13 protein-coding genes and 1 tRNA gene are annotated in these 15,455 nt (G+C 66.1%); 9 read left to right on the forward strand and 5 right to left on the reverse strand.

The annotated features are described in order from the left end of the window. Positions 1 to 6: 6 nt before the first annotated feature. Genes ACXJKJ_RS20025 through ACXJKJ_RS20045 form a run of 5 tightly spaced genes read left to right on the forward strand, consistent with a single transcriptional unit; the run spans position 7 to position 7,540 of the window. Positions 7 to 1,896 (forward strand): glycoside hydrolase family 97 N-terminal domain-containing protein, encoded by a 1,890-nt coding sequence (locus ACXJKJ_RS20025; protein ID WP_457391834.1) that lies wholly within the window; start codon positions 7 to 9, stop codon positions 1,894 to 1,896. A gap of 34 nt (positions 1,897 to 1,930) precedes the next feature. Further along, positions 1,931 to 3,196 (forward strand): oligosaccharide MFS transporter, encoded by a 1,266-nt coding sequence (locus ACXJKJ_RS20030; RefSeq protein WP_457391835.1) that lies wholly within the window; start codon positions 1,931 to 1,933, stop codon positions 3,194 to 3,196. Positions 3,197 to 3,204: 8 nt separating this feature from the next. Continuing rightward, on the forward strand, positions 3,205 to 4,407 hold the full coding sequence (locus ACXJKJ_RS20035) for a glycoside hydrolase family 88 protein (RefSeq protein WP_457391837.1): 1,203 nt from the start codon (positions 3,205 to 3,207) through the stop codon (positions 4,405 to 4,407). Between the two features lie 2 nt (positions 4,408 to 4,409). After that, positions 4,410 to 6,062, forward strand: coding sequence for a glycoside hydrolase family 43 protein (locus tag ACXJKJ_RS20040; RefSeq protein WP_457391839.1), 1,653 nt, complete (start codon positions 4,410 to 4,412; stop codon positions 6,060 to 6,062). 23 nt (positions 6,063 to 6,085) lie between these two features. After that, complete coding sequence (locus tag ACXJKJ_RS20045; RefSeq protein WP_457391841.1) at positions 6,086 to 7,540, forward strand: hypothetical protein; 1,455 nt, start codon at positions 6,086 to 6,088, stop codon at positions 7,538 to 7,540. Between the two features lie 80 nt (positions 7,541 to 7,620). Here ACXJKJ_RS20045 and ACXJKJ_RS20050 read toward each other — a convergent pair. Then, positions 7,621 to 7,696, reverse strand: a tRNA-Ala gene (locus ACXJKJ_RS20050). Positions 7,697 to 7,758: 62 nt separating this feature from the next. Between ACXJKJ_RS20050 and ACXJKJ_RS20055 the strand changes: the two genes are divergently transcribed. The 4 genes from ACXJKJ_RS20055 to ACXJKJ_RS20070 all read left to right on the forward strand — a co-directional run bounded on the left by ACXJKJ_RS20055 (position 7,759) and on the right by ACXJKJ_RS20070 (position 11,128). Further along, the gene (locus ACXJKJ_RS20055) at positions 7,759 to 8,649 is read left to right on the forward strand and encodes an alpha/beta hydrolase (protein WP_457391842.1); all 891 of its coding nucleotides are present in this window, start codon (positions 7,759 to 7,761) and stop codon (positions 8,647 to 8,649) included. 78 nt (positions 8,650 to 8,727) lie between these two features. Beyond that, positions 8,728 to 9,147: a rubrerythrin family protein gene (locus ACXJKJ_RS20060; RefSeq protein WP_056193371.1), complete on the forward strand. Its 420-nt coding sequence runs from the start codon at positions 8,728 to 8,730 to the stop codon at positions 9,145 to 9,147. A 59-nt stretch (positions 9,148 to 9,206) separates the two neighbouring features. Next, complete coding sequence (locus ACXJKJ_RS20065; protein WP_457391843.1) at positions 9,207 to 10,556, forward strand: heterodisulfide reductase-related iron-sulfur binding cluster; 1,350 nt, start codon at positions 9,207 to 9,209, stop codon at positions 10,554 to 10,556. After that, positions 10,553 to 11,128 (forward strand): DUF3501 family protein, encoded by a 576-nt coding sequence (locus ACXJKJ_RS20070; protein WP_457323617.1) that lies wholly within the window; start codon positions 10,553 to 10,555, stop codon positions 11,126 to 11,128. The genes ACXJKJ_RS20065 and ACXJKJ_RS20070 overlap by 4 nt, the downstream gene beginning before the upstream one ends. A gap of 3 nt (positions 11,129 to 11,131) precedes the next feature. Here the strand turns inward: ACXJKJ_RS20070 and ACXJKJ_RS20075 are convergent, their stop codons facing one another. The 4 genes from ACXJKJ_RS20075 to ACXJKJ_RS20090 all read right to left on the reverse strand — a co-directional run bounded on the left by ACXJKJ_RS20075 (position 11,132) and on the right by ACXJKJ_RS20090 (position 15,454). Further along, positions 11,132 to 11,752 carry a YitT family protein gene (locus ACXJKJ_RS20075; RefSeq protein ID WP_457353234.1) on the reverse strand — a complete coding sequence of 207 codons (621 nt, stop codon included), beginning with the start codon at positions 11,750 to 11,752 and terminating at the stop codon, positions 11,132 to 11,134. Next, on the reverse strand, positions 11,749 to 11,967 hold the full coding sequence (locus ACXJKJ_RS20080) for a DUF2788 domain-containing protein (RefSeq protein ID WP_056193383.1): 219 nt from the start codon (positions 11,965 to 11,967) through the stop codon (positions 11,749 to 11,751). Before ACXJKJ_RS20080 ends, ACXJKJ_RS20075 begins: the two co-directional genes overlap by 4 nt. Positions 11,968 to 11,970: 3 nt before the next feature. After that, positions 11,971 to 12,762 carry a DUF2189 domain-containing protein gene (locus ACXJKJ_RS20085; RefSeq protein ID WP_457391844.1) on the reverse strand — a complete coding sequence of 264 codons (792 nt, stop codon included), beginning with the start codon at positions 12,760 to 12,762 and terminating at the stop codon, positions 11,971 to 11,973. A 103-nt stretch (positions 12,763 to 12,865) separates the two neighbouring features. Beyond that, positions 12,866 to 15,454, reverse strand: a complete 2,589-nt coding sequence (locus ACXJKJ_RS20090; protein ID WP_457324079.1) for a [protein-PII] uridylyltransferase — start codon at positions 15,452 to 15,454, stop codon at positions 12,866 to 12,868. Between the last annotated feature and the right edge of the window lies 1 nt (position 15,455).

Genomic DNA, 15,455 nt, shown 5'->3' on the forward strand with positions numbered 1-15,455 from the left:
GTTCCCATGCGCCCACTCTTCCTCGTTCTCGCGCTGTGGATCTGCAGCCTGACGCAGGCGCGTGCCAGCGGCTTGGAGGAAGTGCTGACGTCGCCCGACGGCCGGATCGCCGTCACGCTGCGGCAGACGGCCGACACCGACGGCAAGCGGGCGCTGTACTACAGCGTTCGCTACGAAGGCGAGACGGTCATCCGTGAGTCGCTGCTGGAACTCCAGCTCGACAACCACCTGTCCGAGAGCGCGATGGCGCTGCCCGTCGACCGCCGGTCGCGCTGGTTCGAGAACCTCCAGGTCGTCGGCACGCGCCGCAGCGCACAGGACTCGACATGGAAGCCGGTCACCGGCGAACGGGCGGAGATCCGCGACAACTACCAGGCGCTGAGCGTCGACCTCGTGAAGGAGGACAACCCGATCTACCGCGTGTCCGTCGAGTTGCGGGCCTATGACGCCGGCGTGGCCTTGCGCTTTGCCTTCCCCGAGAACCCCAAGGGCAGCTACTACCGGATCGTCAGCGAGGACACCGAGTTCGCGCTGCCTGCCGGCACGCGGGCCTGGTTCCACGGCTGGGCGCAGGCACCCTACCGCTTGCTGCCGCTGCGCGACTGGCCCGACCAGTCCGAACGCCCGCTGACGCTGGAGTTGCCGAACGGCCTGTACCTGGCGCTGCTCGAAGCGCAGATGGTCGATTACGCGCGCACGAAGTTCAAACTGAGCGCGACCAAACCCGACACGCTGGTGACGGCCATGCATGACCCGGCCGATCTCATCTCGCCTTTCGCCACGCCGTGGCGCGGCATCATGATTGCGCGCACGCCGGGCAGGCTGATCGAGAACAACGACTTCATCCTGAACCTGAACCCGCCCTCGCGGATCGTGGACACGTCATGGATCAAGCCGGGCAAGATCATGCGGGTGATGACGCAGACGACGGCCGCGGCCAAGGCGAACATAGACTTCGCCGCCCGCCACCAGCTGCAGTACATCCTCTTCGACTGGAAGTGGTACGGCCCGGCGTTCTCGTTCGGCTCGGACGCCACCCGGGTCGCCATCCCCGACTTCGATCTCCCGGACATCATCGAGTACGCCAAGGCGCGCGGCATCGGCGTCTGGCTGTACGTGAACCAGCAGGCGCTGCTGGCCCAGTCCGACACGCTGTTCCAGACCTACCGCGACTGGGGCGTCAAAGGCGTCAAGTTCGGCTTCGTCCAGGTGGGCTCGCACCGCTGGACGACCTGGCTGGACAAGACCATCCAGCAGGCCGCCGCGGCTCGCATCATGGTCAATGTGCATGACGACTGGCGCCAGACCGGCGAGCAGCGCACCTGGCCCAACCTGATGACGGCCGAGGGCATCCGCGGCAACGAGGAGATGCCGGATGCCACGCACAACACCGTGCTGCCGTTCGTTCGCTTCCTGGCCGGCGCGGCGGACTACACCATCTGCTATTACGACCCGCGCATCAAGACGACGCATGCCCACCAACTGGCGCTCGCGGTCATCTACTACAGCCCCTTGCAGACGCTCTACTGGTACGACAAGCCGGAGATGTCGCAGGACGAGCCCGAGCTGGCTTTCTGGGATCGCATCCCGACGGTGTGGGACGAGACGCGGGTGATCGACGGCCACCCCGGCCAGCGCGTGACGATCGCCCGCCGCAAGGGCGACGAGTGGTTCGTCGGCAGCATCACGAACAACGACGCCCGCAGCATCAAGCTGCCGCTGTCCTTCCTGCCCCAGGGCCGGCGCTTCATCGCCACGGTCTATGCGGACGACGCCGCCGTGCCGACACGTACCCAGGTGAGCGTCCGCATGCTCAAGGTCGCCGCCGACGATGTGTTGACCTTGAACCTGCCGGCGTCCGGCGGCCAGGCGATCTGGCTCAGTCCGGAACGCTGATGCCGCTCGTCTTTCGTACCCCTCATTGCAAGCCATGACGCCCAAGCAGTCCCACTACCGCTTCCTGAGCACGTTCGTCTACGTGTACTTCTTCGCCCAGGCGATGAGCGTCTCGCTGCTCGCGCTGTGGCTGCGCTCGACGCTGGAGCTGTCGGGCACCGAGACGGGCATCGTGTTTGCGGCCAACTCGCTCGCCGCGATGTGTTCGCAGCCCGTGTACGGCTACCTCTCGGACAAGCTGGGCATGCGCAGGCACATCCTGTGGGTGGTGGGCGTGCTGTGCATGACGTCCGGGCTGTTCCTGGTCCATGTCTACGGCCCGCTGCTCAAGGCCAACGTGCTGGCCGGCGCGGCCGTGGGCGGCATCTATCTGGGCATCACCTTCCTGGCCGGCAGCTACGCCATCGAGTCCTACGTGGACCGCATCGGCCGCGCCTACGGGTTCGAGTACAGCCGCGTGCGCCTTTGGGGCTCGCTGGGCTTTGCGTCGGCCGCCTTCATGACCGGCCGGCTCTACAACCTCGACCCGCACTACAACTTCATGCTGGCGTCGGTTGCGGGGCTGGTGCTGGTGGCCATGCTGGCGTTCTGGCGGCTGCCGGCGCACGGGGCGACCGACACCCGCGAGCAGGCGCTGCGCTTCAGCGATGCGCTGGCGCTGTTCCGGGACAAGGCCTTCTGGCGCTTCATGGTGTTCGTGCTGACGGTCACCAACATCTACCTCGTCTACGACCAGCAGTTCCCCAGCTACTTCGCATCCCAGTTCCCGGACAAGGCGACTGGCGCCGCGATGTTCGGTTACCTGAACTCGCTGCAAATCTTCTTCGAGGCCGGCGGTCTGTTCCTGTCGCCGCTGCTGGTGCGGCGCATCGGCGCGAAGAACGGCTTGCTGCTGGCCGGGACCATCATGGTCTTGCGCATCTTCGGCTCGGGCATGGCCGTCGGCCCTATGTCCATCTCGGTGATGAAGATGCTGCACTCCATCGAGCTGCCGATCCTGGTGGTCTCGGTGTTCCGCTACATCGCCTGTCACTTCGACAACCGGCTCGCCTCGACGGTCTACATGGTCGGCGTCAGCTTCGGCCACTCCCTCGGCCTGGCGCTGCTGTCCCCCATCGTGGGGAAGAGCTACGACCTGATCGGCTTCCCCAGCTCCTACCTGCTGCTGTCGGCGATTGGCGCCGGCTTCCTTGTCCTGTCGGCCTTCAGCCTGTCTTCGACCCCTGCGGAAACAGGATCGCCGTCTCACCCTGACGACTCGCCCGAACAGACGGGCGATGTCGCAAAAGCATCAAGCTGATCCCACCCATGCGAGAGTCCCTGCATCCGGCCAAGCCGGAGTTCCTCCACGTCGACCGCCTGCCCAAGGCCTGGCTTGAGCAGCCCGCCAAGACAAGGGTAGAGCGCGCCGTCGCCGCGGCGGTCGCTGCCGTCGCACGAAATCTCGACCACTTCGGCGACGCCTTTCCCGAGCCGTCCAGCCAGGGCGGCGTGTATCCCGTGATGGGCAACACCGAGTGGACCAACGGCTTCTGGACCGGCCAGCTCTGGCTGGCCTATGAACTCGACGGCGACGACAAGTTCCGGCAGGCGGCGGATCGCCACGTGGCCAGCTTCTTCGAGCGCCAGCGCGACCGCATCTCCACCAATCACCACGACCTGGGCTTTCTGTACAGCCTGTCCTGCGTTGCCGGCTACAAGCTCACCGGCAGCCGCGTGGCCAAGGAGGCGGCCCTCGGCGCCGCACAGCTGTTGATGGAGCGCTTCCACGCCGGCGCCGGCATCATCCAGGCCTGGGGCGACCTGAACGATCCGGCGCAACGCGGCCGCATGATCATCGACTGCAACCTCAACCTGCCGCTGCTGTACTGGGCGGCGGACGTCACCGGCGACCTGCGCTATCGCGCGGCAGCCGATCGGCACATCGAGCAGGCGGCGCGCCACATCGTCCGCGATGACGGCTCCACCTATCACACCTACTTCTTCGACGCCGACACCGGGCACCCCCGCGGCGGCAACACGCACCAGGGCGTGGCGGACAGCTCTTGCTGGTCACGCGGCCAGGCCTGGGGCATTGCAGGCTTCTCGCTGGTGGCCCGGCACAACGACGACCCGCGCCTCATCGAACTCGGTCAGGTGCTGACCAACTACTTCCTCAACCGTCTGCCAGCGGATGGCATCTGCTACTGGGACCTGATCTTCACGAACGGTCCTGAGGAACGGGACAGCTCCGCAGCGGCCATCGCCGCCTGCGGGCTGCTTGAGCTCGCGAGCCAGATGCCGCTGCTGGACCCGCACCGCTCCATCTACGAGCACGCGGCCACCGGGATGATCCTGACACTGGCCGAGAGCTATTTCGCCAAGGATGCGGTCCCCGGCGCGGGCCTGCTTGAGCACGCCGTCTATCACAAGCCCAATCGCATCGGCGTGGACGAGTCCTGCGTCTGGGGTGACTACTTTTACCTCGAAGCGCTTGCCCGACTGACGCGAATCTGGAAGCCCTACTGGTGATCATGCACAAGACCTTGTCATTGCTTCGCAGTGCGCTGGCGGGCCTTTTGGCTGCAGCGACGATCGGGACCGTGGCGCAGGCCCAGGGGCTTCAACCGGGCGCGCCCTGGGTCGCCGACCTGGGCGATGGGCGCTATCGCAACCCGGTGCTGCACACCGACTATTCCGACCCCGACGTCATCCGTGTCGGCGAGCGCTTCTACATGACGGCGTCGAGCTTCACCAATGTGCCCGGGCTGCCGTTGCTGGAGTCGCCCGACCTGGTGAACTGGACGCTGGTAGGCCATGCGCTCCCAGAGCTCGTGCCGCGCGAGACCTTCAACAAGCCGCAGTACGCCAAAGGTGTCTGGGCACCGGCCATCCGGCATCGCGATGGCAAGTTCTTCATCTTCTATCCCGACCCGGACTTCGGCATCTACGTGGTGGAGGCCGAGAACTTCCGCGGGCCCTGGAGCGCGCCGCGCCTGCTGATCGCCGGCAAGGGCCTGATCGATCCGGCGCCGTTCTGGGACGACGACGGCAAGGCCTACCTGGCCTATGCCTGGGCCTTCAGCAGGGCAGGGAAGAACAACCTCGTCACGCTGCAGCGCATGGACCCGAGCGCCACGCGCATGCTGGACGAGCCCGCCGTCGACATCATCAACGGCGCGGACTTTCCCGGCTATCACACCGTGGAGGGCCCCAAGCTCTACAAGGCCGACGGCTACTACTACATCTTCGCGCCGGCGGGCGGCGTGGAGATGGGTTGGCAGGCGGTGTTCCGGTCCAGGTCGCTGATGGGGCCTTATGAAGTCCGCAAGGTCATGGACCAAGGCGACACGCCTGTCAACGGGCCGCACCAGGGCGCGTGGGTTTCGGCGCCCGACGGCAAGGACTGGTTCGTGCACTTCCAGGACAAGGGGCCGTACGGGCGCGTCGTGCACCTGCAGCCAATGACCTGGAAGGACCACTGGCCCCTGATCGGCCAGCCGAGCCGGCGCCCGGGCACGGGCGAGCCCGTCATGACGTTCAGGAAACCGGTGCGGGGGTACGGCCCCTTCGCCCCGGCTCACAGCGACGACTTCAAGTCGCCGACGCTGGCCCCGCAGTGGACCTGGAGTGCCAACCCGCAACCCGGCTGGTTCGAGCTCGATCCCCAAGCGGGGCGATTGCGGCTGTTCACCGTCGCGTCGCCGGAGGCCGACGGCTTCGTCCGCGCCTCGCCGGCCATCCTGTCCCAGCGCGCGCCCGCTTCGCGTTTCCTCGTCACGACCCGGCTGCGGCTCGACAACGCCAACGACGGCGACCGGGCCGGGCTGATCGTCAATGCAATCCAGTACACCTGGCTGGGCCTGCGGCGCAGGGCAGGGGTGAACGAACTGGTGCAGACGGTCTGTGGGCCCTTCGGTCCGCGATGCCAGGAGCAGTCGACGGTGGTCCTGTCACCGGCGCCTCAGGAACTGACACTGCGCATGTACATGAACGAAGGCGCCTTCGTGAACTTCGCCTACAGCGTCGACCACAAGACCTTCGTCAGGGCGGGGCCGGCATTCCCGGTCACGCGCGGCGGCTGGGTGGGGACGCAGGTCGGGCTTTTCGCCGTAGGCGAGAAGCGCGGTTCCTGGCTGGACGTCCGGAGTTTTGAATTGACGGCGCCAGGCGCCGGTCCGTATTAGCCGACAACCGAGAAAGAACAACGATGTATCTCATCCGGATTTTTGCTGGCGCTTTGATCTGCCTGCTGTGGCCGTTCGCTGCCGCCAACGCTGGACCGAACGAACTGCAGGTGCACCCGTTCCCAAATCCCATCCGCTACACCCATCACAACGATGATTTCACCGTGCGTGTGAGGGTCCCGGGGGGGGCGTGGCAGGACTTGTACGAATACAACGTGAAAGTCGACCTGGACAGACCCAGCGACGCTTCGATGGTGAACTTCAATTTCGATGGCACGGTCGAACTGGCCATTCAGAAGAACAACGGCCTGTTCTCGAAAGTCGCCGTCAGGCCCGAATCGAAAGGGATCAAACCTGTCGTCAAAGATGGCATCGCCTACGTCACCCTGCAACACCCTGAAAATCTCAGCGTCGAGTTCGACGACGACCATTTGCACAACCTGCATGTTTTCAGCCATGCGATTCGCAAGGACATGCCGGCCACCCCGGACCGCACGTCCAACGATATTTCCACCGGCCAAGCGCCCGACCTGAGCCAGAAAATCGTCTTCTTCGGCCCTGGAATCCACAGCGGTGAATTCCGGCTGCGGTCGGGTAGCACCGTTTATATCCACGGATCGGCCATCCTGAAGAATCCCCTCATCCTGGACGGCGTCGAGAATGTGAAGGTCGTCAGCGATGGATTGTTCGACGGCGTGGACATGACGACGATACGCAATTCGCGCCATGTGGACATCGACGGCCCGATCTTCATCAACCAGCCGCATGGCACGATGCGATGCATCAACTCGCAGGATCTCAGCGAGCGCAGCATCCGCGCCATCGGCGCAGGAAAATGGTCAGACGGTTTGGGCCATTTTGCTTGCGAGCGGGTAACAATCACCGACGGTTTCATCCGCACGTCGGACGACTGCCTGACCTTCTATAACCATCGCTGGGATATATGGGGAGATACTCGGGACGTCGACGTGAGCAGAACCACATTGTGGGCCGACGTTGCACACGCCGTGATGATCGGCATCCATGGCAATACGCCTTCCCCGGCGCATCCCAATGCTGAAGTGCTGGAGCGACTGCGATTTTCGAACCTGGACATTCTGGATCATGACGAAGATGACCCGGAATATGAAGGCGCACTCGGCATCATGGCGGGAGACGATAATCTGGTACGCGACGTGATTTTCGAGAACATTCGCGTCGAGCGCATCGAAGAGGGCAAACTGTTCAGTTTGAAGATTGCCTATACCGCCAAGTACAACACCAGCCCGGGGCAGGGCGTTGAAAACATCACCCTGCGCAACATCCACTATTCAGGCAAGGGCTCGCCCAGCGCATCCTTGATTGCCGGGCGAAATGCGGACCGCAAGGTCAAGAATGTCGTGATCGAGAATGTGACTGTGGGCGGCAAGAAGCTGACCCGGCCGGAGATGGGCGCGCTTGAAATCAACGAGTTCGTCGAGGGCGTCCAGTTCCGCTGATTGCAGCGCTTGTCCAAGGCCGCAGAACGTCGTCGCCACGGGAAGAAAATGCTTTGAAAATCAAGGCATTAAGTAGCGAGTGGTGGAGAGGAGGAGGATCGAACTCCCGACCTCCGCATTGCGAACGCGGCGCTCTCCCAGCTGAGCTACCCCCCCACGCGACCGAAAAAGTATAGCCCTGGCTGATGGGCAGTTGTCGGCTGCTATCGTCTTCGCCCATGACGCCCCGCAAGCCGACGGCCTGGTTCGAGGCCCAGTACAACAACCGCCAGCGTGTGACCGACAGTGCCGACATCCTCGGGCGMTGGGCCCAGGCGTCCGCGCTGGTGCGCGAGCGCTCCAGCTGCCATCTGGATCTGCGCTACGGGCCTGATCCCAAGCAGACGCTGGACGTCTTCACGCCCGACCCGGCGTTTGCCGGCGGTTTCGCGCCGGTTCTCGTCGTCATCCATGGCGGCTACTGGCGGTCCCTGGACAAGTCGGACTATTCCTTCCTGGCCGCAGGCTTCACGGACGAAGGAGCCCTCGTCGTCGTGCCGAACTACGACCTCTGCCCTGGCGTCGGCATCGAGCGCATCGCGATGCAGCTCACTTCAGCCGTGGCGTGGGCCTGGCGGCACGCGGCAGAGCATGGCGGCGACCCCAGCCGCATCGTCCTCGTCGGCCATTCGGCCGGTGGTCATCTGGCGGCGATGCTGAGCTGCTGCGACTGGAAGCGTGTCGGCAAGGATCTGCCACGGCGCCTCGTGCAGGGCGCAATGTCGGTGTCGGGCCTGCACGACCTGGCGCCGCTGCGCCGCGTGCCCTTTCTGCAGACCGATCTTCAGCTGGATGCGGCCAGCGTGCGCCGGCTGAGCCCCATCCACTTTCCGCCGCCGCGCTCGCCGCAGACGCTGTTCGCCGTCGTCGGTGCCCTGGAGAGTGAGGAGTACCGGCGCCAGAACCAGCTGATCCGCCGAGCCTGGGGCGCACGCGCAGTACCGGTCTGCGAAGAGTTGCCAGGTTGCAACCATTTCACCGTGCTGCACGACCTGGCCGACCCGCAGGGGCGCTCCCATCAACTCGCGCGCCAGCTGCTCGGTTTGCGCTGGTATAGCGGCCTGCTATGAGGTGCATTGAAGCTATCCATTGGCTGGGCGTGGCCGCACAGGAGTAGCGTCGCCGTCTCCCACCCCACGGAGACTGCGATGAGCTTGAAAGGTTCCAAGACCGAGCAGCACCTGAAGGACGCCTTTGCCGGCGAATCCCAGGCCAACCGCCGCTACCTCTACTTCGCCAACAAGGCGGACATCGAAGGGCAGAACGACGTGGCGGCATTGTTCCGCTCGACGGCCGAAGGCGAGACGGGCCATGCCCATGGCCATCTCGAGTTCCTGGAGGCCGTGGGCGACCCCGCCACCGGGCTGCCGATTGGCAGCAGCCGCCAGAACCTGGCGGCCGCCGTCGCCGGTGAAACACACGAGTACACCGACATGTACCCAGGCATGGCCCGAACAGCGCGCGACGAGGGCTTCGACGAGATCGCCGACTGGTTCGAGACGCTCGCCAAGGCCGAGCGGTCCCATGCCAACCGGTATCAGAAGGCGTTGGACGCACTGGTGGACTGAGCGGTCCATCGAGCGGCCGCTGAATCCAGCGGCCGCCTTCCTTTTGGCCAGGAGCCGCGATGAGCATCAGGGAAGGCAATCTCGAGGCGCCGACTCGCCACGCCCTCGACTGGAAGAGCGCCGAGTTCAACGACGAGGCGGCATGCCTCCACGAGATGGAGCGCATCTTTGACATCTGCCACGGCTGCCGGCGCTGCGTGTCGCTGTGCCAGAGCTTCCCGACGCTGTTCGATCTCATCGACGAGGGCAAGACCGGCGAGTTGGATGGCGTGGACAAGCGGGATTTCTGGAAGGTCGTCGACCAGTGTTATCTGTGCGACCTCTGCTACATGACCAAGTGCCCCTATGTGCCGCCGCACCCGTGGAATGTCGACTTCCCGCACACCATGCTGCGTGCCAAGGCGATCAAATTCGGCAAGGGCGAGGTCGGCGGCGGCGAGAAGTTCCTGGCCTCCACCGACGTGCACGGCCAGTTCGCCGGCATTCCCATCGTTGTGCAGGTTGCCAACGCCGTGAACCGCACGAAGTTCGCGCGCAAGCTGATGGACAAGCAGTTGGGCGTGCACCCTGATGCCTGGCTGCCGGCGCTGGCGACGCAGCGCTTTCGCTGGAGCGCGCCCAAGGCGCAGACGCAAGTCGCCACCAACGGCGAGCGCACGCCGGGCAAGGTGGCCATCTTCTCGACCTGCTACGTCAACTACAACGAGCCCGGCATCGGCTTTGACCTGCTCAAGGTGCTGGAGCACAACGCCATTCCCTATGTCCTCGTCGAAAAGGAAGCCTGCTGCGGCATGCCCAAGCTGGAGCTCGGCGACCTGGCCACGGTGGAGAAGCACAAGACGGCCAACATCGCCACGCTGGCGCCCTATGCCAAGGACGGCTTCGCCATCCTGTCGGCCATCCCGAGTTGCACGCTGATGTTCAAGCAGGAGCTGCCGCTGATGTTTCCTGAGGAGGATGCGGTGAGGCTCGTGCAGGACGCGATGTGGGACCCGTTCGAATACCTCGTCGCCCGCCACAAGGACGGCTTGCTGCGGACCGATTTCAAGCAAGCCCTGGGCAGGGTGTCATACCACGTACCCTGCCACGGCCGGGTGCAGAAGATCGGCCGCAAGACCGAGGAAATGTTCAGGCTGATCGGCCGGAGCGTGGAGGTCAAGCTCAACACCGTCGAGCGCTGTTCGGGCCATGCGGGCACCTATGGCGTGAAGACGCCCACTCACCCGGTCGCGATGAAGATCGGCAAGCCGGTGTTCAAGGCCATGGCCAAGGACGAGCCCGACTTCATCGCCAGCGACTGTGCGCTGGCCGGCCACCACATCGCCCAGGGCATGGCGCAGGCCGGCACGCCGGCCAAGGCCCTGGCTCACCCACTGACCTTGATGCGTACTGCTTACGGCTTGCCATGATCACCAAAGACAGCCTGATGACGCTGGAGGCCTATGCGAAGTTCCGCAAGACCGAGAAGGGTTCAATCGTCGCCCACCGCCGGCTGCGCAGCGTGCAGCTGGGCGAGCACCTGAACCTGCAGTTCGAGGACGAGCGCACCATTCGCTACCAGATCCAGGAGATGCTGCGCATCGAGAAGATCTTCGAGGAAGAGGGTATCCAGAGTGAGATCGATGCCTATGCGCCGCTGGTGCCCGACGGCACGAACTGGAAGGGGACGCTCCTCATCGAATATCCCGACCCCAACGAACGCAAGCGGGAGCTGGCGCGGCTGATCGGCGTGGAGGACCGGATGTTCATCGAGGTGGAGGGCCAGCCGCGCGTCTATGCCATCGCCGACGAGGACCTGGACCGCGAGAACGACGAGAAGACCTCAGCCGTGCACTTCGTGCGCTTCGAGCTGACACCGGCCATGCGGCAGGCGCTCAAGGCGGGCGCGAGCGTGAAGCTCGGCTGCGATCACACCCACTACCCCGCACACGTGCAGATCACGCCCGAGACACTGGCCAGCCTTGCCGGTGATCTGGCGTGACGCTCAGGTCGCCACGTAGCGGCCGGGTCGGTGGTTGATGGCCAGGGCCGCGTTGATGGCCGCCATGCCCAGCAGCGACAGGCCGATGCGATCCAGCGGCACCAGGGGCAGGGCGGCGAGCAGGATGGCCGTGTCCAGGCCGGCCTGCAGATAGCCGGCACGCCAGCCGCGCGTTTCCTGCAGCCACAGCACCAGCACGTTGAGCCCACCGAGGGACGCCCGGTGGCGGAACAGGATGATCAGCCCCGCGCCCACGAGCAGCCCGCCGCCGATGGCGCCGAACCAGGGGTTGAGCTGGCTGATGCTCAGCCAGCCGGGCAAGGCCTCGGCGAGCGCCGCCAGCAGCGCGACGGCCAGCAGGCTCTTCACCGTGAACGCAGCTCCCATGCGACGCCAGGCCAGCGCATAGAACGGCAGGTTGATGGCAAAGAACAGCAGGCCGAACGACCAGCCGAAGGCGTAGTGCAGCAGGAAGGCGATGCCGACCGTGCCGCCACTGAGCAGGCCGGCCTGCTTGAACAGGGCCACGCCCAGCGCGGCGAACAGCGTGCCGGTGAGCAGGGCCTGGGCGTCCTCGAAATGGCTGTGCTTCAAGGTGCGGCTTGCCGCAGAGGGCGGCTTCATCCGATGGCTCCGGACAGGAAGTACTTGATGACGCCCTTGGCCGCGAAGCCGACAAGGCCGAAGCCCAGGCCCAGCAGCAGCACGAAGGTGCCGAAGCGACCCGCCTTGGACTCGCGCGCCAGCTGCAGGATGATGAACACCATGTAGAGCATGAAGGCGCCAACCCCGAAGGTCAGGCCGAACTGCGCGATCTCGGCTTCGGTGTAGCCCCACATGGTTCAGTCCCGGCGGGTGACAAGGTCGCGGTAGGCGTGCCAGCTCGCGTGGCCCAGCCAAGGCACGACGAGGATCAGGCCCAGCAGCGCGGTGGCCATGCCCAGCAGCGTCAATGCGAGGAGGAGGGCGGCCCAGAGCGCCATGGGGGCGGGGTGCGCCAGCACGACCTTCCAGCTCGTGAACACCGCGCCGAGCACGCCCAGCTTGTGCGGAGGCAGGTCTACCAGCGCCGGGATGGCCACGACGGTGGAGGCGAAAACCGGCGCGGCGAGCACCGCACCCAGCATGAGCCAGGTCTCGAAGAGCCGGGATTCGTCGTTCATCACGACCTTGAGCAGGAAGTCGCGCGGGCTGTGGATGGGGTCGGCGGCAAAGCCGGTCACGAAGGCCGCGGAGCACAGCACCCAGCCCGTGCCGGCGAAGGCCAGCAGCACGCCGAAGACGATGAGCCGGCCGTCGCGCGGGCGCCAGGCGTCGCGCACCGTGCGCCAGCCGGGTTGCCCGCCCCGGTCCAGCTCGCGGCTGAGCGCGTACAGGCCGGTGGCCAGGATGGGCGCGACGATGAGGAAGCCGGTGAAGGCGCCCGCCAGCAACCAGAAGCGGTCTCGCGCCAGCGCGAAGAGCAGGGCGCCGAACGCGGCCATGACCAGGCCGTGGGCGAGCGAGGCCAGCGGCGCCTGCCACAGGTCCTGCCAGCCGCGCGCGAGCCAGCCCAGCGGGCGCAGCACGGGAATGGGACGGGCGCCGAAGGCCTGGGACTCCCTCAGGGCCTTTTCGCTGTAGCGGTTGGGCATGGCGGTGCCAAGTGTGGCGTGCTCGGCCGCCGGCTGCCTTGATGCGGCTCAAGCCGTGCTGCGTTGGGCGGCCACGGCAGCGAAGCCGGTAGGGGTGGGCTTGTCAGGCCGGCAGCGACACCGCGTCCAGCAGCTCGCTCTCGATCTGCAGCTGGGCCTTGTTCTGCTGGAGTGCCGGGCCGTCGAGCAAGAACGTGTCTTCCACGCGCTCGCCCAGCGTCGAGATCTTGGCCAACTGCAGGTTGATGCCGTGTCGCGCCAGCACACGGGCGATGGCGTAGAGCAGGCCGGCGCGGTCGCTGGTGGAGATCGTCAGCAACCAGGCCGTTGCGCGCTCGTCCGGGCGCAGTGAGATGCGCGGCGTGTAGGGGAAGCTCTTGACGCGGCGCGAGAGGCGCCCGCGCCGCGGCTCGGGCAGTGGGCCGCCGGTCTGCAGCGCCGCGCTGAGCTTCTGCTCCACCAGCGGCACGAGGTCGCGGTGGTGCACGTCGGCCTCGGGGCGGATGACCTGGAAGGTGTCCAGCGCATAGCCCTTGCGTGTCGTGTGCACCTTGGCATCGAGGATGCTGAAGCCGGCACCGTCGAAATAGCCGCAGATGCGGGCGAACAGGTCCTGCTGGTCGGGTGCGTAGACCAGGACCTGCAAGCCCTCGCCGATGGGCGAGGGACGCGCGCGCACGACGGGGACCTGGGTCTCGACATGGCGCCACAGCGAACGCGCGTGCCAGGCCAGCTCGGCGCCTTCATGGCGCGCGAAGTAGCTGATGGCCAGCGTCTTCCACAGCGGCTCCTCGGTACCGGGAAGCTGGGAGTGCAGGGCCAGGTCCTGGCGGGCCTCGGCCTTGCGTGCCTCGATCTCGGCGTCGAGATTGATCTTGGCTCCACCCAAGGCACGCAGCGTGATGCGGTAGAGGTCCTCCAGCAGCTTGCCCTTCCAGGCATTCCAGACCTTGGGGCTGGTGCCGCGGATGTCGGCGACAGTCAGCAGGTACAGCGCCGTCAGGCGACGCACGTCACCGACCTTGGCGGCGAAGGCGGCGATGACGTCGGGGTCGGACAGGTCTTCCTTCTGCGCCACGCGCGACATCGTCAGGTGGTGCTCGACGAGGAAGACGCACATGGCCGTGTCCTCCGCGTTCAACCCATGCTGGCGGCAGAAGCGCTTCACCTCGGTGGCGCCGAGCTCCGAGTGGTCGCCGCCGCGGCCCTTGGCCACATCGTGGAAGAGGGCGGCGATATAGAGCAGCTCGGGCGTGTCGAACTGCGCGGCAAGTTGCGAGCAGAACGGGTACTCGTGGGCATGCTCCGGCACGAAGAAGCGCCGCACATTGCGCAGCACCATCAGGATGTGCTGGTCCACGGTGTAGACGTGGAAGAGATCGTGCTGCATCTGCCCGACGATGGCGCGGAACACCCACAGGTAGCGCCCCAGCACCGAGGTCTGGTTCATGAGCCGGAAGGCATGCGTCTGGCCCTCGGGCTCGCGCAGCATCGTCATGAAGGTCGCCCGGTTGACCGGGTCGCGGCGCCAGGCTGCGTCCATCAGGCCGCGGGCGTTGTACAGCGCCCGCAGCGTGCGCGCCGACAGGCCCTTGATGCCCGGCGTCTGCTGGTAGATCAGGAAGGTGCGCAGGATGGCGTGCGGGTCGCGCTGGTACAGGTCGTCGCTGGCGACCTCCAGCATGCGGCCGCGGTCCAGGAAGTCCGGGTGGCCGTCGATGGGCCGCAGCAAGCCCTGCTGGGAGCCATTGATCTGCTCCTCCAGGTTCAGCAGCAGGATCTGGTGCAGCTGCGTGACGGCCTTGGCCGCCCAGTAGTAGCGTCGCATCAGCACCTCGGAGGCCCGCTGCGAAGCCGTGCTCTCGAAGCCGAAGCTTTGCGCGACGGCGGTCTGCAGGTCGAACACAAGACGGTCCTCGCGCCGGCCGGCGACCGCATGCAGTCGCGCCCGGATCAGCGTCAATTGACCCTCGTTGCGCTGCAACTGGCGGCTCTCGAAGGGCGTGATGAGGCCGCGTGCGCTGAGGGCCTTCCAGGTCTTGCCCAGGCCCGCCGCGCGCGCGATCCAGATCAGCATCTGCAGGTCACGCAGGCCGCCGGGGCTTTCCTTGCAGTTGGGCTCCAGCGCGTAGGGCGTGTCGTCGAACTTGGTGTGGCGCTGCAGGCTCTCCAGGGTCTTGGCGCGAAAGAACGCCTTGGGGTCCATGGCCGCCATGAAGCGCTTGGCCATCAGCTTGAACAGCTTGGCGTCTCCGGCCAGTGGCCGGGCCTCGAGCAGGGCCGTCTGGATGGTCACGTCGCCCTCGGACTCGCTGAGGCATTCTCCCAGCGTGCGCACCGAGGAGCCGATCTCCAGGCCCAGGTCCCAGCAGGCCGTGATGAAACCTTCGATGGCCGACTTGACCGGGCCGGGCACATGGGCCTCGACGCCATCGGGCAGCAGCACGAGCACGTCGACGTCGGAATGCGGGAAGAGCTCGCCACGGCCGTAGCCGCCGACGGCCGCAAGACAGGAGCCCGCGGGCATGCCGGCACCGTCCCAGAGCGCGCGCAGCGCGTCGTCGACATGGCGGGCCAGGCGGCGCAGCAGGGTCTGGGCGCCGGCCTGCGTGGGCCGCGCGGCCAGGAAGTCGTCGATCAGCGTCTGCTTGCCCGCCTTGAACTGCTGGCGGAGCTCGGCGAGCGTGGCCACG

This window comes from Roseateles sp. P5_E1 (assembly GCF_054049335.1).

Bases quoted from the DNA above. Each gene is read 5' to 3' on its own strand.
- ACXJKJ_RS20025 (WP_457391834.1), top strand. From the start codon at position 7: ATGCGCCCACTCTTCCTCGTTCTCGCGCTGTGGATCTGCAGCCTGACG.
- ACXJKJ_RS20030 (WP_457391835.1), top strand. From the start codon at position 1,931: ATGACGCCCAAGCAGTCCCACTACCGCTTCCTGAGCACGTTCGTCTAC.
- ACXJKJ_RS20035 (WP_457391837.1), top strand. From the start codon at position 3,205: ATGCGAGAGTCCCTGCATCCGGCCAAGCCGGAGTTCCTCCACGTCGAC.
- ACXJKJ_RS20040 (WP_457391839.1), top strand. From the start codon at position 4,410: ATGCACAAGACCTTGTCATTGCTTCGCAGTGCGCTGGCGGGCCTTTTG.
- ACXJKJ_RS20045 (WP_457391841.1), top strand. From the start codon at position 6,086: ATGTATCTCATCCGGATTTTTGCTGGCGCTTTGATCTGCCTGCTGTGG.
- ACXJKJ_RS20060 (WP_056193371.1), top strand. From the start codon at position 8,728: ATGAGCTTGAAAGGTTCCAAGACCGAGCAGCACCTGAAGGACGCCTTT.
- ACXJKJ_RS20065 (WP_457391843.1), top strand. From the start codon at position 9,207: ATGAGCATCAGGGAAGGCAATCTCGAGGCGCCGACTCGCCACGCCCTC.
- ACXJKJ_RS20070 (WP_457323617.1), top strand. From the start codon at position 10,553: ATGATCACCAAAGACAGCCTGATGACGCTGGAGGCCTATGCGAAGTTC.
- ACXJKJ_RS20075 (WP_457353234.1), bottom strand. From the start codon at position 11,752: ATGAAGCCGCCCTCTGCGGCAAGCCGCACCTTGAAGCACAGCCATTTC.
- ACXJKJ_RS20080 (WP_056193383.1), bottom strand. From the start codon at position 11,967: ATGTGGGGCTACACCGAAGCCGAGATCGCGCAGTTCGGCCTGACCTTC.
- ACXJKJ_RS20085 (WP_457391844.1), bottom strand. From the start codon at position 12,762: ATGCCCAACCGCTACAGCGAAAAGGCCCTGAGGGAGTCCCAGGCCTTC.